Origin of the sequence: Rathayibacter sp. VKM Ac-2801 (assembly GCF_009834245.1) — a bacterium.
In the GTDB taxonomy this organism is placed as follows: domain Bacteria; phylum Actinomycetota; class Actinomycetes; order Actinomycetales; family Microbacteriaceae; genus Rathayibacter.
The window spans coordinates 809,990-831,091 of record NZ_CP047183.1 but is presented as its reverse complement, the minus strand read 5'-3'; the positions used below and the strand labels follow the sequence as shown (position 1 = coordinate 831,091).

Here is a 21,102-nt window from a genome sequence, read left to right as displayed (position 1 = left end):
CCCCGTGAGCGCATCGACCGTCCCCGTCTTCCTCGACTGCGACACCGGCATCGACGACTCGCTCGCCCTGGCGTACCTCCTCCGCTCGCCGCAGGCCCACCTCGTCGGGATCAGCACGGTCAGCGGCAACACCGACGCTCGTCAGGCAGCGGTCAACAGCCTCGGCCTGCTCGCGCTGGCCGGGCGCGACGACGTGCCGGTCGCCGTGGGGGCGCACCACTTCCTCGAGGAGGACTACGCCGGCGGATCCCCGCACGTGCACGGCGACGACGGCATCGGCGGGGTCGCGCTGCCCGCGGGCGGCGAGCCGGTCGACGAGGATCCGGCCGATCTGCTCCTCCGTCTCGCACGGGAGCACGAGGGCGAGCTGCGGCTGGTCGCGATCGGCCCGCTGACGAATCTCGCTCTCGCCCTCCGCGCGCACCCGGAGATCGCTTCCCTCGTCCACTCGGTGACCGTGATGGGCGGAGCCGCGCTGGTCCCCGGCAACGTGACCGCTGTGGCGGAGGCCAACATCTGGCACGACCCGGCGGCGGCCGCCGAGGTCGTCGCGGCCGACTGGGACCTCACGCTCGTGCCCCTCGACGTGACCATGCGGCACCTGCTGACGGAGGAGGACCGCGCCGTGCTGCTCGCGTCGCCCGATCCGCTCGCGCAGGCCATCGGGCAGGCGCTCGACTTCTACTTCGACTTCTACGTCGGCCACTTCGGCGAGCGCACCGCTGCCATGCACGACCCCATGGCCGCCGCGATCGCCGTCGACGCCGTCGCCCTCACCTCCGCTCCGCGGGTCCACGTCACTGTCGACGCCACCCACGGCCCCGGCCGCGGCCAGACCGTCGCCGACCTCCGCGGCATCTACCGCGGCGTCCACCCCTCCGACGCCCGCACCCGCGTGGTCCTCGCCCTCGACGCCCCCTTCGCCCCCCACCTGATCGACGTCGTCACCGCCGTCTGACCCGCGCCCGCTCCGCCGGCTCTCGAGACCCCCGCCGCGCGGGCTGCCCTATCGGAACGGTCAGTCTCCCCGCGTGCCCGCGTCCCGGGATCTCGATACGCCCGCTGCGCGGGCTCCTCGATCAGCATGCCCCGGCGGTCGACCGCTCCTCGAGCCCGACCGCGAAGCGGATCCCTCCCTACGCCCGACCGCGAAGCGGAGCCCACCCGAGCCCGACCGCGAAGCGGAGCCCACCCGAAGCGCGACCGCGAAGCGGAGCCATCTCGAGCCCGACCGCGAAGCGCAGCCCTCCCGAAGTCGACCGCGAAGCGGAGCCCTCCCAGCGCGACCGCGTAGCGGAGCCCTCCCGAAGCCGACCGCGAAGCGGAGCCCTCCCCAAGCCGACCGCGAAGCGGAGCCCACCCCAGCGCGACCGCGCGGCGGAGCCCTCCCCTCCGCGGAGTGCACTCCCCTGTGGGGTCGGCGGGGCCTGGTGGGGTCGATCGCAAGGCGGAGGCGTCGGGCGTAGCGGAGCTACGTTCGTCGCCGACAACGCCGCGAGCGGCCCCACCAGGCCCCGCCGATCACATGCCGGTGTCGAGGCCGGAGTAGGCGTGGAGCCCCTTGAAGAACACGTTGACGACGCCGAAGTTGAACATGACGGCGGCGAAGCCGACGATGGCGAGCCAGGCGGAGGGGGTGCCGCGCCAGCCGCGGGTGGCGCGGGCGTGGATGTAGCCGGCGTAGATGGTCCAGATGATGAAGGTCCAGACCTCCTTGGTGTCCCAGCCCCAGTAGCGGCCCCAGGCCTTCTCGGCCCAGACGGCGCCGGCGATGAGGGTGAAGGTCCAGAGGATGAAGCCGAGGATCGTGACGCGGTAGGCGAGGTTCTCGAGGGTGAGGGAGCTGGGCAGGGTGCGCAGGAAGCGGAGGACCGAGCGGGGGCTGTCGCCGGAGGATTCGCGGCGGGCCTGGAGGAGCTGGGTGACCGAGAGCGCGAAGCCGAGCGCGAAGAACGCGGTGCCTAGGATCGCGACGAGCACGTGGATGACCAGCCAGTAGGACTGGAGTGCCGGCGGGAGCGGGACGACGGCGACGTAGTAGTTGACCGTCGCGATGCCGAGGAGCACCAGGACGAGGCCGGTGATGAACGCTCCGAGGAAGCGGAGGTCCCAGCGCAGCTGGACGGCGAGGAAGACGCCGATGATGATGAGCGTCCCGGTCATCGAGAACTCGTACATGTTCGCCCAGGGGACGCGGCCGGCGGCGACGCCGCGGAGGACGGTCGCGGCGAGGTGCAGCACGAAGCCGAGGAGCGTGAGCGAGAACCCGATGCGCATGGTCTTCGAGCGGGCTGGGGCGCGATAGACCTCGTCCTCGACGCGGCTGCCGATGCGGGAGAGGGTCGCGGTGCGTCCGGAGCCGGCGGCGGCGACGGTGGCCTTGCCGCTGGCCGCGCGGTCGGCGGCGGCCGCGGAGGCGACGCGCTCCGCCTCCTGCACGACCTCGATCGACTCGCCGTCGGCCAGGGAGGCGCGGCGGGCGAGGTCGATCGCGAAGAAGACGAACGCCATGGCGTAGATGCCCATGGCGGAGGAGAGGCACAGCACCGAGTACTGCGAGAGGGTCGCGATCACCTCCTCAGGGTAATCGCTCGCCGCTCCGCCCGCCCCTTCGCGGTTGCACAGACTCGGCCCCTGCCCAGCCGGGCGACGGCTGTGGAGGGACCTCCGGTGCGTCCGGGAGGCGGGTCAGTCGAGCGGGGCGTGCCGGTCGGCGATCGTCCGCACCGCGCGCACCAGCTGCGGGTCCTCGCCGCGGGCGAGTCCCGCGTACTCGAGGAGCAGGCCGCCGTCGTCCTGGGCGGTCGCCTTCACCCACACGCGGCGCCGCGGGACGAACAGCGAGGTGAGGAGACCGGCGAGCACGAGGATCGCGAAGAGCAGCACCCAGCCCTGGGTCGCGTCGTGGTGGATGTCGAACGAGGCGAAGCGCTTGACGCTGTCGGTGCCGATCCGCGTCGGGTCGGCACCAGTGTTGTCGAAGGTCACGCTGCCGAGCCCGTTCGGGAGCTCGGCCGTGTCGCCGGGCTTCAGGGTGATCGGCGCGACGCCGGTGGTGCCGCCGGTGAGGCGGGTCAGCGAGTCGGTGTTGAGCACATAGACGGACGTGGGCACTCCCCCGTCGAGGCCGAGGTCGCCCGCGAAGACGTTCAGCGAGAGCACGGGGTACTGCAGGTCGGGGAAGATCGAGGTCGACGCCCCGGAGGCCAGCGTGTCCTGCGTCGGGTAGAAGAAGCCGGTGAGGCCCAGCTGCTCCGAGAGCCCGTCCGGAACCTTCACGACGCCGACGGAGGTCAGGTTCGCGTCCTGCGGCAGGAACGGCACCGAGTCGGTGAAGATCGCCCGGCCCGAGGGGTCGCGGACCGTGATCGTCGGGGCGTAGCCGTTGCCGAGGAGGTAGACGTTCGTGCCGCCGATCGCCAGCGGGTCGTTGACCTTGATCGTGCGGTCCTCGGTGCCCCCGCCGCGCTCGGAGGTCGTGACGTTCGCGGTGAAGTCGACGGGCTGGCCGAGCGCCGACTGGTTCTGCTCCTCGTACTTCACGTCGAGGCTGTCGAGCGTGAGCTGGTACGGGTCGAGCTGGCTGCTGTCGAAGAAGCGGCCGGGGTTGAAGGAGTCGTAGGCCGCGAGGTTGTTCGCGAACCCCTGGGAGCCCTCGACCAGCACGCGCTGCCCGCTGTAGCCGAACCCGCCTCCCACGCCGACGGCGACGAGGATGCCGACCAGGGCGGAGTGGAAGACCAGGTTGCCGGTCTCGCGGAGGTAGCCGCGCTCGGCCGAGACGCTCGACCAGCGGCCGCGCGGGTCGTCGTAGCGCTCGACGCGGTAGCCGGCCCGGCGCAGGACGGAGTGGGCGGAGGCGACGGCCTCCTCCTCCGTCGCGCCCTCGACCTCGCGGACGGTGTAGCCGGCGAGGCGCTGCAGGCGTGCCGGGGTGCGCGGCGGCCGCGACCGCATCGCCTGGAAGTGGTGGCGCGTGCGCGGGACGATGCAGCCGATCAGGGAGATGAACAGCAGCAGGTAGATGCTCGAGAACCAGGCGGAGGTGTAGGTGTCGAACGCCTGCACCTTGTCGAGCAGGGGCGCCAGATCGGGGTTGTCGACGAAGTACTGGGTCACGCCGTTGGGGTCGGAGGAGCGCTGCGGCACGAGCGATCCGGGGACCGCCGCGATCGCCAGCAGCAGCAGCAGGAACAGCGCCGTGCGCATGCTGGTGAGCTGGCGCCACATCCACCGGAGCCAGCCGGTGAACCCGAGCGCCGGCTGCGTGACGGTGCCGTCGGAGTCGTAGTGGTCGGCGGGGCGGAAGGAGGCGTCCGTCCTCCGCTGCGCGGCCTCGTCGGGGCGGCGCGTGCTCTCCCCTGGCTCAGATCGCCGGCTGGAAGCCATCGATCACCGCCGAGAGGGATCCGTAGACGAGGGTGTTCCAGATGCCCGTGACCATCAGGACTCCGATCAGGACGAGGGCGGCGCCGCCGAGGATGTTGACCACGCGGATGTGGCGCTTCACGAAGGCGAGCGTGCTGGTCACCCAGCTGAAGCCGAAGGCGACGAGGAGGAAGGGGATGCCGAGGCCGAGGCAGTAGACCAGGGCGAGGAGCGCCCCGCGCCAGGGCGAGCCGACGCCGTAGCTGAGGGCGAGGATCGAGCTCAGCGTCGGGCCGAGGCAGGGCGTCCAGCCGACGCCGAAGACGATGCCCAGCAGCGGCGCCCCGATGAGCCCGGTGGCGGGACGGATCCCGGGCCGGAGCGTGCGCTGCAGGAACGAGAACTGCCCGATGAAGACGAGCCCCATCGCGATCACGACGAGCCCGAGGACGCGCGTGATCAGGTCGGTGTACTGGCGCAGCCAGAAGCCGACCGTGCCGGCCGCCGCCCCGTAGAGGACGAACACCAGCGAGAACCCGAGCACGAACAGGAGCACGCCCAGCACGACCCTGCGGCGGCCGCGAGCCGCCCGCTCGTCGGCGTCGGTGAATCCGCCGACGTAGGCGAGGTAGCCGGGCACCAGCGGGAGCACGCAGGGCGATGCGAAGGACACCAGACCGGCCAGGAGCGCGATCGGCACCGCCAGCAGGAGCTGACCGCTGACGACGATGTCGCCCACGCCGCTACTCCCCCTCGGCGAGCGTGTCGCCCACGAGGGTCGAGAGGATCGACGCCTCCTGGAGCTGGCCGAGGATGCGCGACGCGACGCGCCCCTCCTTGTCGAGGACGAGCGTCGTGGGCACGGCGTTCGGCGGGACGGTGCCGGTGAAGGCGAGCTGCACCGACGAGTCGGTGTCGACGATGGAGGGGTAGCCGAGCCCGAAGGTCTCGGCGAAGGCGGCCGCGGTGGGTGCCTGGTCGCGCACGTTGACGCCGACGAACGAGACTCCCTTGTCGGCGAACTCCGTGTTCACCGTCTCGAGGTCCGCTGCCTCGGCGCGGCACGGGGCGCAGCTGGCGTACCAGAAGTTGACGACCACGACCTGCCCCGCGAGATCAGCCGAGTCGATGGTCGCGCCGGTCTCGTCGGTGCCGGAGAAGACGATGGGGTCGTCCCTGTCGGGGGCTGCGATCTCGGTGACGGTGCCGTCCCCCGAGATGTAGCCCTTGTTGCTGCCGTTGCGGTACTGGTCGGCGAGCGGATCCTCGGAGCAGCCGGTCAGCGCGAGCGCGGCGGCCAGCGCGAGGGCGCCCGCGCCGCGGAGCCGCCCCGTCCGGCGCATCAGACCGCTCCCACGTCGGTGGCCAGGCCCTGCAGGCCGGCGGCCGGGTCGGAGTAGCCGACCTCGACGAAGCCGTCGCCGCGGCGCTCGAGGGTCGTGATGCTCGAGAGGGCGCAGCGGCGCTTGCGCGGATCGTGGAAGAGGCGCTCGCCGGCGAGGGCGCGGTGGACCGTCCAGATGGGGAGCTGGTGGCTGACGATCGCGGCGTCGCCCTCCTCGGTGCTCTCCCAGGCCGACTCGATCGCCGCGTACATCCGCGCCGAGATGGAGAGGTAGGGCTCGCCCCAGCTGGGCTCGAAGGGATTGCGGAGCCACGGCCAGTGCTTGGGGTTCCGCAGGGCGGAGCTGCGTGCGGCGAGGGACTTCCCCTCGAAGCGGTTGCTCGGCTCGATCACCCGCTCGTCCGTGCGGATCTCGAGCTCGAACGCCTGCGAGATCGGCTGCGCCGACTCCTGCGTGCGCTGGAGCGGCGAGGCGATCAGCGCCGTGACGTGGCGCCGGCGCTCGAGCAGGTCGTCGGCGGCGGAGCGGGCCATGCGGTGGCCCAGATCCGACAGCCGGAAGTTCGGGAGTCGTCCGTAGAGGACCCGGTCGGGGTTGAACACCTCGCCGTGCCGCACGAGATGGATCTGATCGGCAACCACGAGCGTCAAGTGTACGGAACGCGGCGTGGGGGAACGCCGGGAAAGGGTCGCCTGAGCCGGACCTGAGCGGAGCCTCAGCGGCGCGCCGAGACCGCCGCCGAGAGCCGCCGCACGAGCGGTCCGGGCAGGTGCCGCACCACCGCCATCGGGACCCCGAAGCGCACCGACGGCACCGAGACCACGGAGCCGCGCGCGACGTCGCGGAGGAACTCCTCCACCACCGCGTCCGCGTCGAGCCAGAGGAAGGAGGGGATGGAGGAGGTGTCCATCGCCGCCCGCTCGTGGAACTCGGTGCGCACCCAGCCCGGGCAGAGTGCCGCCGAGCGGACGCCGGTGCCGCCCAGCTCGACCGCCAGCGACTGCGCGAACGCGGTCGCCCACGCCTTCACCGCGGAGTAGGGGCCGAGGTGCACGAAGCCCGCGACGCTCGACACGGTGAGGATCGCGCCGCGGCCGCGGGCGGTCATCGCCTCCGCCGCCGCACCCGAGAGCACGGCCACCGAGCGCACCATCACCTCGAAGGCGTGGTCCTGCGCGGCGACGTCCGGCTCGGCGAAGGTCCCGTCGATCCCGAAGCCGGCGTTGTTGACCAGGACGCGGACGGGCCGGGCCGGATCGACGAGCCGCGCGCGCACGCGCTCGACCTGCTCGCGGTCGCCGAGGTCGGCGGGCAGCACCTCGACCGCTGCGGCGCCGAGATCGCGCAGACCGGCCGCCGCCTCCTGGAGGCGCTGCTCGCTGCGGGCGACGAGGACGAGACTCCAGCCGCGGCGCGCGAACGCCCGCGCGAAGGCGAAGCCGATGCCCGAGGACGCGCCGGTGATCAGTGCGGTGCTCATGCTCCGACGCTACCCGTCGCCGCCCGATCCGCAGGAGGAGGTGCGATGTGCAGGAGGAGGTGCGATCCGCAGGAGGAGGTGCGATCCGCAGGAGGAGGTGCGATCCGCAGGGGGAAGTGCCCTGTGCAGGAGATCCTGCTCCGCTGGCGCCTCTCGCGCGGCTGGGTCGACGATCGGCGCCGAAACCCCTGCAGATCGCACCTGCACGTCCCACAAGCCCCTGCAGATCGGACCTCCACATCGCACAAGCCCCTGCAGATCGCACCGACACATCGCACAAGCCCCTGCAGATCGCACCTGCACATCGCACGAGCCCCTGCAGACGGCGCATCGGAGGCGGACAGCGCCCGACGCCGCCCGGCGGCCCCCGAGTAGACTCCCCTACCGTGACCGACGAGACCCGCCTCCCCCGAACCACCGTCAAGAAGCTCGCCGCGCTCGAGGACGGACCCGTCCGCGTGTCCGGCTGGGTCGAGACCGTGCGCGACCAGAAGAAGGTGCAGTTCGTCGTCCTGCGCGACGAGTCCGGCGCCGTGCAGCTGGTGAACCCGGCCGTCCGCGAGGCCGTCGAGGGCGACGACGCGTCGGCCGCGCGCTTCGCGATCACCGAGGAGATCTCCGGCCTCGCCCAGGGCTCCTTCATCACCGTCACCGGCGCGCTCAAGCACGACGAGCGCGTGAAGCTCGGCGGCATCGAGGTCAAGCTCGAGACGCTCGAGGTCGTCGCCGCGTCGATCCCGGAGGCGCCGATCGCTCCCGACTCCGGCATCGACAAGCGCATGGACTGGCGCTTCCTCGACCTGCGCCGTCCCGAGCAGAACCTCATCGCCCGCGTGCAGACCACGTTCGAGCACGCGCTGCGCACGTACTGGATCGAGCACGACTTCATCGAGATCCACACCCCGAAGCTCATGGCGAGCGCCTCGGAGTCGCGGGCCGAGCTCTTCGAGGTCGAGTACTTCGAGACGAAGGCCTACCTGGCGCAGAGCCCGCAGTTCTTCAAGCAGATGGCGCAGCCCGCCGGGTTCGGCAAGGTCTTCGAGGTCGGCCCCGCCTTCCGCGCCGACCCGAGCTTCACCTCGCGTCACGCGACCGAGTTCACGAGCGTCGACGCCGAGGTCTCCTGGATCGACTCGCACGAGGACGTCATGGAGCTGCACGAGCAGCTGATGGTCGCCGGCCTCACCGCCGTCGTCGAGAAGCACGGCGCCGAGGTGAAGGCGCTCTTCGACATCGACCTGACCGTCCCGACCACGCCGTTCCCGCGGATCCCGCTCGCCGAGGCCAAGCGCATCGTCGCCGAGCGCGGCTACGAGGTGCCTCGCGCCGACGACGACATGGACCCCGAGGGCGAGCGCCGCATCGCGGCCTACGTGCAGGAGGAGTTCGGGCACGACTTCGTGTTCCTCACCGACTACGCGTCGAGCATCCGGCCGTTCTACCACATGCGCCGCGAGGGCGACGGGACGATCACCAACAGCTACGACCTCATCTACAACGGCGTCGAGATCTCCACGGGAGCGCAGCGCGAGCACCGCGTCGACGTCCTCGTCGAGCAGGCCCGCGAGAAGGGCCTGGAGCCGGAGGAGCTCGAGTTCTACCTCGACTTCTTCCGCTACGGCGTCCCGCCGCACGGCGGCTTCGGCATGGGCCTCTCGCGCGTGATCATGCTGATGCTGAACCAGGCGAACCTCCGCGAGGTCACCTACCTCTTCCGCGGCCCGACCCGCCTGCTGCCGTAGGAGCAGACCCCCGGCCGAGGGAACCCCGGACCGTCGAGACCGCCGCGAACGGCGGGTTCCCTCGACGGGCCGGGGTTCCCTCGCGTCACCGGCTAGGGAGCCGGCAGCACCACGAGGTCGAGGTAGTCGGCCAGGCACGCCACCATGTCCACCGCGTCGCGCTCGAGCAGCCACTGCAGCTGCACGCCGTCCCAGAGCGCGATGATCGACGCCGCCACCCGCTCCGGGTCCGACCCCTCGCGCAGGCGCCCGGCGGCCTGGAGCTCGCGCAGCTCGGCCGCGTACTCGCTCCGGAGCCGGCGGAACCGCGCGGCGAAGAAGTCGCGCCCCGGGTGCTCCTGCGTCGTCGACTCGCCGCAGAGCACGGCGTACAGCTCGATGACCCCGGGCGCCGTCTCGTTGTAGCGGGTCTGCCGCAGGATGCCGTCGACCAGCCCCTCCTCCGGGTCCGGAGGAGAGGAGCCGTCGCCCGTGATCAAGTCGCGGTGCTCGAGCACGGCGAAGAGCAGATCGGTCTTCGACGGGAAGTAGTGGAGCAGGCTGGTCTGGCTCAGGCCGACCGTGTCCGCCACCTCCTGCAGCGAGCCGCGCGCGTAGCCGCGGGCCGCGAAGACCTGGTGCGCCGCCTCGATGATCGTGCGTCGGCGCTCGGCGGACTTCGCGTAGGGGCCGCGCCGTCTCGTCGCCTCCGCCATCGGCCGCTCCTCACGCTCCCGGGCGCCTCGCCGTGCCCCTCGAACGGCCAGCGTAGCGGCGGCGGAGGAGCAGTGCCGCCAATTTCGAGTACCTACTCGAATTCGTGGTAGCGTCCCGATCATCGCCGGGTGAGACTCCCCGGCTCTCCACCACGACGAAGTGAGGGAAGATGCATCCGTTCACCCGGAGACAGCTCATCGCCGCCGGTCTCGGCACCGCGGCACTCGGGAGCCTGACGGCCTGCGCGACACCGGGCACCGTCTCGGTCAACACGGCGCCGACGATCGCCCCGGCCACCGGCCCGGTCCGCCTGCAGTACTGGGGCTGGCTGAAGGACCTGCAGAAGGTCTGCGACGTCTGGAACGCCTCGCACCCCGAGATCCAGGTCGAGGCCGTCTGGATCCCCGGCGGCAACGCGGGCGGGTACCAGAAGCTCTACTCGGCCCTCGCTGCGGGCGGCGGGCCGGACCTCGGCCAGGTCGAGATCCGCTCCGTCCCCGAGTTCATGCTCGTCAACGGCCTGGTCGACCTCACCCGGTACGGCGTCGAGCAGTACCGCGACCTGTACGACCCCACGCTCTGGGGCCAGGTCAGCTACACCGGCGGCGTCTACGGGATCCCGCAGGACAGCGGCCCGATGGCGCTCTTCTACCAGCCCGAGGTGTTCGGGAAGGTGGGCGCGGAGCCGCCGACGACCTGGGACGACTGGGCCGCGGTGGCGACGGAGCTGCGCGGAGCCGGCTCCTACATCGACTGCTTCCCGCTCGCCGACGCCTCGGTCTTCGCTGCGTTCGCGACGCAGGCCGGTGCGCAGTGGCTGCGCCCGGAGGAGGACGGCTGGGTCATCGACATGACCGACGACGCCACGACGCGCGTCGCCTCCTTCTTCGACACGGCCATCGACCAGGACCTGGTGCAGACCGGCTACGGCGCCTACTCCCCCGCATGGTTCGCGGCTGCGGCGAAGGGCGGCATCGCCTCCTGCGCCACCGGCAGCTGGGGCGACGCCCTGATCGAGGGGGTCAGCGGAGGCGCGGGCAAGTGGCGCGCGGCTCCCCTGCCCGTCTGGGGCGGCACCGGGTTCGGCTCGAGCTTCCTCGGCGGATCGACCGCGGCGGTGTTCTCGAGCAGCAAGCACCCGGAGGAGGCGATCGAGTTCGCCGTCTGGATGACCACCACGCAGGAGGGCATCGACGCGATGATCGCCAACAGCGGCATTGGCTGGTCGCCCGCGGTCGGCGAGATCGGCACGGCCCGCAAGGGTCCGAGCGACTTCTTCAGCGGGCAGAACTACAACGAGGACGTCCTCGTGCCCGCGTCGAAGGAGCAGAACCCCGACTGGTCCTGGTGGCCCGTCACGCAGCAGTCCTTCAACATCCTCAGCGACGGCTTCCGGAAGAAGGCGTCCGGGCTCTCGCTCGTGGACGCGGTCGCCGAGGCCGAGCAGCAGATCATCACGGTCTTCGAGAACAAGGGCCTGAGCATCAGGAGGGCCTCCGCATGACCACCACGACCTCTCCCGCCGCCGCCGCGGTCGCGGCCACCACGCGGACGCCGGGCGCGCCGAGGCGGAGCCGCGCGGTCGCCCGCGCCCCGTGGATCCTCCTCGGCCCCTTCCTCGCCCTGTTCGTCCTCACGTTCATCGTCCCGATCGTGGTGGCCATAGGCTCCAGCTTCACGAAGGTCACGCGCTCCGGCCTCTTCGGCGAGGCCGGCGTGACGAGCGGGTTCGCCGGCTTCGACAACTACGCGCAGGCGCTCGCCGACGGCAACTTCATCGCCTCCATCGGGCGGATGTTCCTCTTCGGCATCGTCCAGGTGCCGGTGATGATCGCCCTCTGCACGGTCCTCGCGCTGATGCTCGAGTCGGCGTCGGCGAAGTTCCCCGGCTTCTTCCGGGCCGCCTACTTCCTCCCCTACGGCGTGCCCGGAGTGATCGCGACGATCCTCTGGTCGTTCCTCTACGTGCCCGGTCTCAGCCCGCTCATCGACGCGGCGAACGTGGTCGGGCTCCAGCCCGACTTCCTCGGCGCCGACACGGTGCTCTGGTCGATCGCGAACATCTCGCTCTGGAGCTACACCGGCTACAACATGCTGATCATCGTCGCCCAGCTCAAGGCGATCCCGGTCGAGCTCTACGAGGCCGCGAAGGTCGACGGCGCCTCCACCTGGCGCGTCGCCCGCAGCATCCAGCTGCCGCTCATCCGCCCCGCGCTGGTGCTGACGACGATCTTCTCGATCATCGGCACGCTCCAGCTGTTCGCGGAGGCGCAGGTGCTGAAGACGGTCGCTCCGGCGATCGACAGCCAGTACACGCCGAACCTCAGCGCGTACACCACGGCCTTCGCCTACAACGACTACAACGTCGCCGCGGCCCAGGCCGTCCTGATCGCGCTGGTCGCGTTCCTGCTCTCCTTCACGTTCCTCTCGATCTCGAACAGGAGGTCGTCGTGAGCCGCACCGAGACCCCGCCGACCACGACCACAGGAGTCGTCACCGCCGACCGCCCCGTGAAGGCCGGGCGCGGGCCCGACCGCTCGGCCGGCCGCAGCCGCGCCTCGACCATCATCGTCACCGCGATCCTGGTCGTCGTGGCGGTCTACTTCCTCATCCCGGTGTACTGGGTCGTCGTCGCGGCGACCAAGACCACCGAGGACCTCTTCGCCACCTACGGCTTCTGGTTCGCCCCGACCTTCGCGCTCTGGGACAACCTGACGCAGGTGCTGACCTACGGTGACGGCGTCTTCGTCCGCTGGTTCCTCAACTCCGTCCTCTACGCCGGAGTGGGCGCTCTGCTCGCGACCTACCTCGCCGCGGCCGGCGGCTACGCGCTGGCCAAGTACGAGTTCCGCGGCAGCAGGCTGGTGTTCGGGACGATCCTCGCGGGCGTCCTGGTGCCGGGCACCGCGACCGCTCTGCCGCTGTTCCTGCTCTTCAGCCAGATGGGCATCGCGAACACCTACTGGAGCGTGCTGATCCCCTCGCTCGTCTCGCCGTTCGGGCTGTTCCTCTGCCGGATCTACGCGCAGGCGACGGTGGACACCGCGATCATCGAGGCGGCGCGCATCGACGGCGCCGGCGAGCTGCGGATCTTCCACACGCTGGGACTGCGCATCCTGACCCCCGCGCTGGTCACCGTGTTCCTCTTCCAGCTGGTCGGGATCTGGAACAACTACTTCCTCCCGCTGGTGATGCTCTCGGACACGAACCTGTTCCCGATCACACTGGGACTGAACAACTGGCTCGGACAGGTCGACCGCCTGCCCGAGTTCTACGAGCTGACGACCGGCGGCGTCCTGCTGTCGATCATCCCGCTCGGCATCGCCATGATCGTGCTGCAGCGCTTCTGGCGCGGCGGCCTGACGGAAGGCTCCGTGAAGTGACGACTCCCCCGACGACCTCCCACTACCTGACGGACACCGGACCGGGCTCGGGCCGCCGCCGGGCCGCCCGCTCGTGGCTGCACACCGACGCCCCGGCGCTCCCGCTGGACGGGGAGTGGCGCTTCCGCCTGCTCCCCGCCGCTCCGGGGACCCCGGGCGGAGCCGGCGTGCTGCCCGAGGGCGAGGGCGTGGACGCCGTCGGGGACGAGTCGTTCGACGACTCCTGCTGGGACATGCTGCCGGTGCCCTCGCACTGGGTGCTGCAGGGCGACGGGCGCTACGGACTGCCGGCCTACACGAACGTGCAGTTCCCGTTCCCGACCGAGCCGCCGTTCGTGCCGGACGCGAACCCGACGGGCGACTACCGCCGCACCGTCGTGGTCCCGGAGGAGTGGGACCGGGCCGAGGCGGTCGTGCTGCGCTTCGACGGGGTCGAGTCGCGCTACCGCGTCTGGGTCAACGGCGTCGAGATCGGCATCGGCTCCGGCAGCCGCCTCGCGCAGGAGTTCGACGTCACCGGCGTCGTCCGCCCGGGCGAGAACCTCGTCGTGGTCCGCGTGCACCAGTGGTCGGCCTCGAGCTACGTGGAGGACCAGGACCAGTGGTGGCTGCCGGGGATCTTCCGCTCGGTGCACCTGCTCGGGCGCCCCGCCGGCGGGATCGAGGACGTGTGGCTGCGCTCCTCCTTCGCCGCCGGCGCGGGCCGCATCGAGGCGGAGGTGACCGCCGCGGCCGACGCCTTCCCGCTGACGCTGCGCGTGCCCGAGCTCGGGATCGAGACGGTCTGGGCCTCGGCGGAGGAGATCGCCGCGATCGAGGTCCCCGAGGTCGAGCCGTGGTCGGCGGAGGTGCCGCGCCTCTACGACGCGACGCTCGCCTCCACCGGCGAGACGGTCTCGCTCCGGCTCGGCTTCCGCACGGTCGAGATCCGCGGCGACCGCTTCCTGGTCAACGGCGAGCGCGTCGTCTTCCACGGCGTCAACCGCCACGAGACGCACCCCGATCGCGGGCGCGCGTTCGACGAGCACTCCGCCCGCGAGGACCTCGCGATGATGAAGCGCTTCAATGTGAACGCCATCCGCACCAGCCACTACCCCCCGCACCCGCGTCTGCTCGACCTCGCCGACGAGCTCGGCTTCTGGGTGATCCTCGAGTGCGACCTCGAGACCCACGGCTTCGAGCGCTTCGGCTGGGCGGGCAACCCCAGCGACGACCCCGCTTGGCGTGAGGCCTACCTCGACCGCATCGAGCGCACCGTCGAGCGCGACAAGAACCACCCGAGCATCGTGCTCTGGTCCCTCGGCAACGAGGCGGGCACCGGCGCGAACCTCGCCGCGATGTCCGCCTGGGTGCACGGCCGCGACCCGGAGCGTCCCGTCCACTACGAGGGCGACTACACCGGCGCCTACACCGACGTGTACTCGCGGATGTACTCCTCGATCCCCGAGACCGAGCGGATCGGCACCGACGGTTCGCTCACTCCGCTGCTCGGGTGCACCCCCGGCGAGTCCGCGCGGCAGCGCTCCAAGCCCTTCCTGCTCTGCGAGTACGTGCACGCGATGGGCAACGGCCCGGGAGCGATCGACCAGTACGAGGACCTCGTCGACCGCTTCCCGCGGCTGCACGGCGGCTTCGTCTGGGAGTGGCGCGACCACGGCCTGCGGGCGCGCACTCCGGAGGGCGTCGAGTACTACGCGTACGGCGGCGACTTCGGCGAGGTGGTGCACGACGGCAACTTCGTGATGGACGGCATGGTGCTCTCCGACAGCACGCCCAGCCCGGGCCTGTTCGAGTGGAAGCAGATCGTCTCTCCGGTGCGCCTCACGGTCCGCGGCGACGGCGTCGTCATCGAGAACCGCCGGCACGACGCCTCCACCGCCGATCTGCGCTTCGCCTGGCGGATCGAGCGGGACGGGCGGATCACCGCGGAGGGAGTGCTCGACGCCCCGGTGATCGTGGCCGGCGACGCCGTGCACGTGGAGCTCCCTCCGCTCGAGGTGCGCCCCGGCAGCGAGACCTGGCTGACCGTCGACGCGGTGCTCGACGCCGCGACCGCCTGGGCGGAGGAGGGCCACGTGCTCTCCACCGGCCAGCACCTCCTCGCCGCGCCGTCGGCGGTGCCCGCGTGGACCCGCGCCGTCCGCTCCGCCCCGCCCCTCGAGGGCGGAGCGCTCGGAGTCGCGAGGTTCCGCGAGGGCAGGCTCTCCTCCCTCGCCGGCCTCCCCGTCGACGGACCGCGCGCCGAGCTCTGGCGCGCCCCGACCGACAACGACGAGGGCGAGGGCTTCCCCGGCTACGTCGCCGGCGACCCCTCCGACGGCGACGGCCGCGGGACTCCGGCCCCCTCCTCCGCTGCTCGGTGGCGCGAGGCCGGACTCGACCGCCTGGTCGGCCGTGTGCAGGAGGTGGACGCCTCCGCCGGGCTCCGCCGCGTGACCCGCTTCTCGGCCGCGGACCTCGACGCGGGACTCCTGATGGAGGAGCGCTGGAGCGTCGACGGCGAGAGCACGGTCCTCCGCGTCGACCTCGTGCCGACCCGGGGCTGGGACTCCGTCTGGCCGCGCCTGGGCGTCCGGATCGACCTGCCCGCGTCGATCGACGGCGCGGAGTGGTTCGGCACCGGCCCGCTCGAGTCCTACCCCGACAGCCTGCGGGCCGCGCGAGTGGGGCGCTTCACGGCGGGGATGGACCGGCTGACGACTCCGTACGCCCGCCCGCAGGAGAGCGGTCACCGCAGCAGCATGCGCGAGCTGACGCTGACGGAGGCGGGCTCGCCCCGGCTCCGCATAGAGGCCGCGCGCGACCTGCACGGGCGCCTCCCCGGCTTCACCCTGGCGCGGCACACGCCGCAGGAGATCACGGCCGCCGCGCACCCCCACGAGCTGCCGGAGTCGGAGCGCTCGGTCCTCGTGATCGACGCCGCCCAGCACGGCCTGGGCTCGCGCGCGTGCGGTCCGGACGTGTGGCCCGACTTCCAGCTGCGGCCGGAGGCGCGGACGATCCTGCTCCGCTTCACCGCTGCCGGCTGAGCACCGGGAGGACGACGGAAGGCCCGCGGGATCGCGTCCCGCGGGCCTTCCGTCGTCCTCGGGACGGGTCAGTCGCTCTGCGTGCGCGGCAGCGGCCCGCCGATGAAGAGGTCCGTGTTCATGCGCCGGCGTCGCATCACGACCAGGACGGCCGCGCAGGCAACGAGCGACGCGGCGACGGCCCCGCCGCCGATCATCAGCGCGGTGGCCGGAGTGATGCCGGCCGGTCCCGCCGAGGCCGCCGTGCTGATGAAGGCGGTGCGCGCGGCGCTGATCGCGGTGCCGCAGACCTGCTGCGCCTCCCACGGCGCGGCCGTGGTGTCGCTGTCGCGGTAGGAGACGGTCACGGCCGCCGTGCGGTGCGACTCGCGGCCGAAGGCGACCACGCAGTAGACGGAGGGGTCGGGGTCGGCGACGACCGCGTCGCCCAGCGCCAGCTCTGCCCAGCCGATGGCGTCGGACTGGACGGCGACGTCTCCGGCGGCCAGGTCGGCGCGGGTCCCGGAGGTCTCGAAGGCGCCCACGGCGACCTCCTCGTCGGCCTCGAAGCCCCAGACGGCGCCGCGGGGCGCCTCGGTGCTGCCGTCGCCGAGCTCGCGCGGCTCGAGCAGGAGGCCGTTGCCGGTGGAGGGAGCGAGCCGGAAGACGACCTTGGCGGCGGAGCCCCGGTCGCCCGTGAGGTCGACCGTGAAGGCGCCCGACTTGGTGATCAGCGCGGTCGGCACGGTCGCCGTGCCGCTCCCCGCCTCGAGGGTCAGCGGGGTCTTGGTGCCGTTCGGGTCGCGGAGGACCGCCGAGACGGCCTCGCCGCTCGCGAAGCCGGTGTACGAGAAGCCGACGCCGTAGAAGCGGGCGAGCTCGACGGTGAGCGCCTCCGGCTGGACGGCGAGCTCGCGGGTGAGGAAGACGTCCGCGGTCGCGGTGCCCGCCGCCGGCTTCGCGCCCTCGGTCGAGGTGCCGAGCTCGGTGCGTCCGGGGGCCGACGCCGCCGGAGTGACGGCGCCCGCTCCGGAGGAGCCGGTGGTGCCGGAGGTGGTGGTACCGGAGGAGGTGCCGCCGCCGGACGTGCCGCCGGACGTGCCCCCGCCGGAGGAGGTGCCGCCGCCGGAGCCGGAGCCGGAGCCGCCCGAGGACGATCCGCCGCCGGACCCTCCCTGGCCGCCGCCGGAGCCGCCCTGCTGGCCGCCGCCGGACGATCCGCCGCCGGTGGAGGGCTGGCTCGGCTGCTGGGGCGCGGGGTCGACCGGTGCCGGATCGACCGGCGCGGGGTCCACCGGCGCGGGGTCGGGCGCGGGATCGACGGGAGCGGGCTGCTCGGGCTCCGTCGGCACCTCGGGCACGCCGGGGACGGAGGGCTCCTCGGGGACGCCGGGAACGGGGTCGGAGCCGCCGTCGCCCGGCTGCTCGGGATCCTCCGGCACACCGGGGACGGTCGTGGCGGCAGGCTGCTCGACCGTGGTCGAGACCGTCGAGGCGGAGGGGGCCGCGACGGCCGCTCCGGGGAGGGCCAGGCCGAGCACGAGCGCCGCGAGAGCGGCGGCGGGCAGGGCGAGTCGGCGGGATGACGGCATGGCGGTTCCTTCCTCCACGGGCGACGATCTGCGTCCGCGCACGGAGGAGTGCACTCCCCCCTCACGAGGGTACGGGCCGGAGACGAGCCATCGCTAGCCGTCCTGTCCCCCGTCAGAGGGACGTCATAGCCGCGCTTCCATCCGCTCCACTCGGTGCAGTCTCACCTGCGAGTCAGGAGGGCCCGGCGCAGCCGCGCGGGATCGACCCGCCAGAAGGTGTGCACGCGCCCGTCGATCAGCACCACCGGGATCTCCTCGACGAAGCGCTCGTGCAGCTCGGGATCGTCGAGGATCGACACCTCCGAGACGGTGACCGACGCCTCGCCGCCCAGATCGGCGACCACCTGCTCGACCACGGTCCGCGCGTCGTCGCAGAGATGACAGCCCGGCTTGCCCACGAGCGTCAACTCCACGTCCACCATGCGGTCAGTGTACGGCGGCCGCGGCGACGGGCGCCGAGCCGGCGAGCGCCGTCCGAAGCGGCCCGTGAACGCAGACGAGCGCCCGACCCCGGAAGGGCGGACGCTCGAGTGGGAAGAGGCGCGAGCCTACTTCTTGTTGCGACGCTGGTGGCGAGTCTTGCGAAGCAGCTTGCGGTGCTTCTTCTTCGCCATACGCTTGCGACGCTTCTTGATGACAGAACCCACGAAGACCTCACAACGTTCAGGGGGTCGACCGCCCGACGGGCGGCCGCTTACGAAAAACTGGCTCCCGCGAGCTTACACGACCCGGGGCTCCACCGGTTCCGGCTCCTCGGCGCCCCTCACTTGCGGATGCGCAGCGCCTCCGCGACCTTCGTCGCCCCCTCGCTGACGCCCCGCTGGATGTCCTGCACCACCGTGCTGACCTGGTGCGTGCGCTCGGCGAGGGCCCGGCCCAGCGACTCCGCCCGGGCCGCGGTCGGAGCGTCGAGCAGGGCGCCGGCCGCCTCGTCCTCGGCGAGGAAGGGCAGCAGCCAGTCCTCGACCTCCGCCAGCGGCGCGTACTCGAGCGCGTAGAAGCGGCGCTGTCCGCTCTCGCGCACCGTGACGAGCCCGGTCTCGCGCAGCACCTTGAGGTGCTTGGACACGGTCGGCTGGCTCAGCTCGAGGCGCGCCACGATCCGCGACACGCTCATGCCCTCGGCCGAGCCGTCCCGCCGCTGCTCGAGCAGCAGGACGAGGATGTCGCGGCGGGTCCCGTCCGCGATCACCCCGAAGATGTCAGCCATGCGCCCAGGCTAGTCAGCGCCCCGGGGGCCCGGCACCGAGCGGGTAGCATGGCCGCGATCGAGTGGAGGATCCGCCGTGGTGGTTCGCCAGCAGTTCCGCAGCCCCGTGGGCGTCTCGCCCGTCTCCCCCTGGTCGGGGTTCGAGCGGGCCCGCGACCTCATCGACGACTTCGCCGGACGCTCGCCGTCCCGCTTCGCGATCCTCATCTTCTCGGCGCTCGTGCTCGTCTTCACCCTGCTGTTCTCGCTGCCGGTGTCGAGCACCACGGGCACCGTCACTCCGCTGCACGACGCCTTCTTCACCGCGATGTCGGTGATCTGCGTGACCGGCCTGGCGACGGTGGACATGGCGACGCACTGGTCGGCGTTCGGCCACTCGATCATCTTCATCGGCGTGAACATCGGCGCTCTGGGAGTGCTGACGCTCGCCTCGATCATGGGCCTGGCGATCTCGCGCCGCCTCGGCCTCCGGGCGAAGCTCATGGTCGCCAGCGACTCGAACCCGCTGCGGATCCACTCCGGTCCCGTCGCCGAGGGCCAGGCCGTGCGCCTGGGCGAGATCGGCGGGCTGCTCGCCACCGTCGCGATCAGCGCCGCCGCGATCGAGATCATCGTCGCGCTGCTGCTGTTCCCGCGGATGCTGATCGACGGGATCCCGATCGGCGAGGCCGTCTGGCACTCCTTCTACTACTCCGCGATGGCGTTCACGAACACCGGATTCGCCCCGAACGCCGCGGGTCTCACGCCGTTCGAGGACGACTACTGGTTCCTCGGCATCCTGATGCTCGGCGTCTTCCTCGGCTCGATCGGCTTCCCCGTCATCTACGCCTTCTCGCGCGGCTGGCGGCGCCCGCGGAAGTGGTCGGTGCACGTGAAGCTGACGCTGGTCACCTCCGTGATCCTGCTCGTCGCCGGGGCCGTCCTCTACATCGTGCTCGAGTTCGACAATCCGAAGACCTTCGGCAGCCTCGATGCGGGAGACACCGTCTTCCAGTCCTTCTTCCTCTCGACGATGACGCGATCGGGCGGCTTCTCGACGATCTCGGTCCCCGACCTCAACGGCTCGAGCCTGCTCGTGACGGACATGCTGATGTTCATCGGCGGAGGGTCGGCCTCCACCGCGGGCGGGATCAAGGTCACGACCCTCGCGATCCTGTTCCTGGCCGCCTTCGCCGAGGCCCGCGGCAACAACGACATGGAGGCGTTCGGCCGCCGGATCCCGAACGACGTCCTGCGCCTGGCCGTCTCGGTCGTGCTGTGGGGAGCGACGACGGTCGCCGTGTCGTCGGTCCTGATCCTGCACATCACCAAGGCCTCGCTCGACCACGTGCTCTTCGACGTGATCTCGGCCTTCGCGACCTCCGGGCTCTCGACGGGGCTCACCGCGGAGCTGCCGCCGTCCGGGGTCTACATCCTCGCGCTGACGATGTTCATGGGCCGCGTTGGTACCGTGACTCTCGCCGCCGCGCTCGCCGCGAGCCAGCGGAGGCAGTTGTTCAGACGACCGGAAGAGAGGCCCATCGTTGGTTGACCGCATCAGGTACGACGCCCCGGTGCTGGTGATCGGCCTCGGGCGCTTCGGTGCCGCCACGGCCGGCCAGCTCGACCGCCTCGACCGCGAGGTCCTCGCCATCGACGCCGACGCCGGTCTCGTGCAGAAGTGGTCGGAGCGGGTCACCCACGCGGTGCAGGCCGACGCCCGCTCGCTCGACGCCCTCGCGCAGATCGGCGCGCAGGACTTCCAGGTCGCCGTCGTCGCGGTCGGCTCCTCCATCGAGGCGTCCGTGCTCATCACGGCGAACCTCGTCGACCTCAAGATCCCGCAGATCTGGGCGAAGGCGATCTCGCGCTCGCACGGCAAGATCCTCGAGCGGATCGGCGCGAACCACGTGATCTACCCCGAGGCGGAGGCGGGCGAGCGCGTCGCGCACCTGGTCTCGGGCCGCATGCTCGACTTCATCGAGTTCGACGACGACTTCGTGCTCGCGAAGATGTACCCGCCCAAGCCGATCCGGGGGCTGACCCTCACGGAGTCCGGCGTGCGCCGCAAGCACCGCGTGACCGTCGTCGGCGTCAAGAGCCCGGGCAAGCCGTTCACCTACGCGACCGAGCAGACCGTCGTGTCGAACCACGACCTCATCGTGGTCAGCGGCACCCCCAGCGACATCGAGCGCTTCGCGGCCCTCGGCTCCTGACCCGCGCCCTCCCTCTTCCGCTTCCGCTTCCGCGAGATGCCACTCGGGTACGCGCGCTCCGGCGTGTCGCGTGCCGGAGCGG

General features: G+C 71.8%; 19 protein-coding genes. 8 read left to right on the top strand and 11 right to left on the bottom strand.

The window, feature by feature from the left end:
- The first annotated feature begins 4 nt into the window (after positions 1 to 4).
- Positions 5 to 958: a nucleoside hydrolase gene (locus tag GSU45_RS03750; RefSeq protein ID WP_244248204.1), complete on the top strand. Its 954-nt coding sequence runs from the start codon at positions 5 to 7 to the stop codon at positions 956 to 958.
- Positions 959 to 1,521: 563 nt separating this feature from the next.
- Here the strand turns inward: GSU45_RS03750 and ccsB are convergent.
- From ccsB to GSU45_RS03720, 6 genes are all read right to left on the bottom strand, one after another.
- Positions 1,522 to 2,526, bottom strand: coding sequence for a c-type cytochrome biogenesis protein CcsB (gene ccsB / locus GSU45_RS03745; RefSeq protein ID WP_104249832.1), 1,005 nt, complete (start codon positions 2,524 to 2,526; stop codon positions 1,522 to 1,524).
- 162 nt (positions 2,527 to 2,688) lie between these two features.
- Positions 2,689 to 4,389, bottom strand: coding sequence for a cytochrome c biogenesis protein ResB (locus tag GSU45_RS03740; protein ID WP_159912835.1), 1,701 nt, complete (start codon positions 4,387 to 4,389; stop codon positions 2,689 to 2,691).
- Entirely contained in the window at positions 4,367 to 5,107 is a 741-nt protein-coding gene (locus GSU45_RS03735) for a cytochrome c biogenesis protein CcdA (RefSeq protein ID WP_244230512.1), read from the bottom strand. The genes GSU45_RS03740 and GSU45_RS03735 overlap by 23 nt, the downstream gene beginning before the upstream one ends.
- Positions 5,108 to 5,111: 4 nt before the next feature.
- Positions 5,112 to 5,711, bottom strand: a complete 600-nt coding sequence (locus GSU45_RS03730; RefSeq protein ID WP_159912833.1) for a TlpA disulfide reductase family protein — start codon at positions 5,709 to 5,711, stop codon at positions 5,112 to 5,114.
- Entirely contained in the window at positions 5,711 to 6,355 is a 645-nt protein-coding gene (locus GSU45_RS03725; protein ID WP_104224864.1) for a histidine phosphatase family protein, read from the bottom strand. Before GSU45_RS03725 ends, GSU45_RS03730 begins: the two co-directional genes overlap by 1 nt.
- Before the next feature lie 74 nt (positions 6,356 to 6,429).
- Positions 6,430 to 7,194: an SDR family NAD(P)-dependent oxidoreductase gene (locus GSU45_RS03720; protein WP_159912831.1), complete on the bottom strand. Its 765-nt coding sequence runs from the start codon at positions 7,192 to 7,194 to the stop codon at positions 6,430 to 6,432.
- Between the two features lie 386 nt (positions 7,195 to 7,580).
- Here GSU45_RS03720 and aspS point away from each other — a divergent pair, with 386 nt between their 5' ends.
- Positions 7,581 to 8,936 (top strand): aspartate--tRNA(Asn) ligase, encoded by a 1,356-nt coding sequence (aspS, locus tag GSU45_RS03715; protein WP_159912829.1) that lies wholly within the window; start codon positions 7,581 to 7,583, stop codon positions 8,934 to 8,936.
- A 92-nt stretch (positions 8,937 to 9,028) separates the two neighbouring features.
- Here aspS and GSU45_RS03710 read toward each other — a convergent pair whose 3' ends face one another.
- Positions 9,029 to 9,631: a TetR/AcrR family transcriptional regulator gene (locus GSU45_RS03710; protein ID WP_244248203.1), complete on the bottom strand. Its 603-nt coding sequence runs from the start codon at positions 9,629 to 9,631 to the stop codon at positions 9,029 to 9,031.
- 170 nt (positions 9,632 to 9,801) lie between these two features.
- Between GSU45_RS03710 and GSU45_RS03705 the strand changes: the two genes are divergently transcribed.
- The 4 genes from GSU45_RS03705 to GSU45_RS03690 are packed head-to-tail and all read left to right on the top strand — an operon-like array spanning position 9,802 to position 16,044.
- Positions 9,802 to 11,136 carry an extracellular solute-binding protein gene (locus GSU45_RS03705; protein ID WP_159912825.1) on the top strand — a complete coding sequence of 445 codons (1,335 nt, stop codon included), beginning with the start codon at positions 9,802 to 9,804 and terminating at the stop codon, positions 11,134 to 11,136.
- Positions 11,133 to 12,086, top strand: a complete 954-nt coding sequence (locus GSU45_RS03700) for a sugar ABC transporter permease (RefSeq protein ID WP_159912823.1) — start codon at positions 11,133 to 11,135, stop codon at positions 12,084 to 12,086. Before GSU45_RS03705 ends, GSU45_RS03700 begins: the two co-directional genes overlap by 4 nt.
- A gap of 56 nt (positions 12,087 to 12,142) precedes the next feature.
- Positions 12,143 to 13,015 (top strand): carbohydrate ABC transporter permease, encoded by an 873-nt coding sequence (locus GSU45_RS03695; RefSeq protein ID WP_244248275.1) that lies wholly within the window; start codon positions 12,143 to 12,145, stop codon positions 13,013 to 13,015.
- Complete coding sequence (locus tag GSU45_RS03690; protein WP_208543488.1) at positions 13,012 to 16,044, top strand: glycoside hydrolase family 2 TIM barrel-domain containing protein; 3,033 nt, start codon at positions 13,012 to 13,014, stop codon at positions 16,042 to 16,044. The genes GSU45_RS03695 and GSU45_RS03690 overlap by 4 nt, the downstream gene beginning before the upstream one ends.
- 68 nt (positions 16,045 to 16,112) lie before the next feature.
- Here GSU45_RS03690 and GSU45_RS03685 read toward each other — a convergent pair whose 3' ends face one another.
- From GSU45_RS03685 to GSU45_RS03670, 4 genes are all read right to left on the bottom strand, one after another.
- The gene (locus GSU45_RS03685; protein ID WP_159912819.1) at positions 16,113 to 17,615 is read right to left on the bottom strand and encodes a hypothetical protein; all 1,503 of its coding nucleotides are present in this window, start codon (positions 17,613 to 17,615) and stop codon (positions 16,113 to 16,115) included.
- Between the two features lie 161 nt (positions 17,616 to 17,776).
- Entirely contained in the window at positions 17,777 to 18,037 is a 261-nt protein-coding gene (locus tag GSU45_RS03680) for a glutaredoxin family protein (protein ID WP_159912817.1), read from the bottom strand.
- Positions 18,038 to 18,163: 126 nt separating this feature from the next.
- The gene (locus tag GSU45_RS03675) at positions 18,164 to 18,262 is read right to left on the bottom strand and encodes an AURKAIP1/COX24 domain-containing protein (protein WP_003792170.1); all 99 of its coding nucleotides are present in this window, start codon (positions 18,260 to 18,262) and stop codon (positions 18,164 to 18,166) included.
- A 116-nt stretch (positions 18,263 to 18,378) separates the two neighbouring features.
- On the bottom strand, positions 18,379 to 18,825 hold the full coding sequence (locus GSU45_RS03670) for a metalloregulator ArsR/SmtB family transcription factor (protein WP_159912815.1): 447 nt from the start codon (positions 18,823 to 18,825) through the stop codon (positions 18,379 to 18,381).
- A gap of 160 nt (positions 18,826 to 18,985) precedes the next feature.
- Between GSU45_RS03670 and GSU45_RS03665 the strand changes: the two genes are divergently transcribed.
- Both GSU45_RS03665 and GSU45_RS03660 read left to right on the top strand, forming a co-directional pair.
- Positions 18,986 to 20,356 (top strand): potassium transporter TrkG, encoded by a 1,371-nt coding sequence (locus GSU45_RS03665; protein WP_244248274.1) that lies wholly within the window; start codon positions 18,986 to 18,988, stop codon positions 20,354 to 20,356.
- The gene (locus GSU45_RS03660) at positions 20,349 to 21,020 is read left to right on the top strand and encodes a TrkA family potassium uptake protein (protein WP_068255410.1); all 672 of its coding nucleotides are present in this window, start codon (positions 20,349 to 20,351) and stop codon (positions 21,018 to 21,020) included. Before GSU45_RS03665 ends, GSU45_RS03660 begins: the two co-directional genes overlap by 8 nt.
- The last annotated feature ends 82 nt before the right edge of the window (positions 21,021 to 21,102 follow it).

Coding starts and splice junctions, on each gene's coding strand:
- GSU45_RS03720 (WP_159912831.1), bottom strand. CDS start 7,194: ATGAGCACCGCACTGATCACCGGCGCGTCCTCGGGCATCGGCTTCGCC.
- GSU45_RS03740 (WP_159912835.1), bottom strand. CDS start 4,389: ATGGCTTCCAGCCGGCGATCTGAGCCAGGGGAGAGCACGCGCCGCCCC.
- ccsB (WP_104249832.1), bottom strand. CDS start 2,526: ATGGGCATCTACGCCATGGCGTTCGTCTTCTTCGCGATCGACCTCGCC.
- GSU45_RS03670 (WP_159912815.1), bottom strand. CDS start 18,825: ATGGCTGACATCTTCGGGGTGATCGCGGACGGGACCCGCCGCGACATC.
- GSU45_RS03680 (WP_159912817.1), bottom strand. CDS start 18,037: ATGGTGGACGTGGAGTTGACGCTCGTGGGCAAGCCGGGCTGTCATCTC.
- GSU45_RS03710 (WP_244248203.1), bottom strand. CDS start 9,631: ATGGCGGAGGCGACGAGACGGCGCGGCCCCTACGCGAAGTCCGCCGAG.
- GSU45_RS03730 (WP_159912833.1), bottom strand. CDS start 5,711: ATGCGCCGGACGGGGCGGCTCCGCGGCGCGGGCGCCCTCGCGCTGGCC.
- GSU45_RS03700 (WP_159912823.1), top strand. CDS start 11,133: ATGACCACCACGACCTCTCCCGCCGCCGCCGCGGTCGCGGCCACCACG.
- GSU45_RS03705 (WP_159912825.1), top strand. CDS start 9,802: ATGCATCCGTTCACCCGGAGACAGCTCATCGCCGCCGGTCTCGGCACC.
- GSU45_RS03685 (WP_159912819.1), bottom strand. CDS start 17,615: ATGCCGTCATCCCGCCGACTCGCCCTGCCCGCCGCCGCTCTCGCGGCG.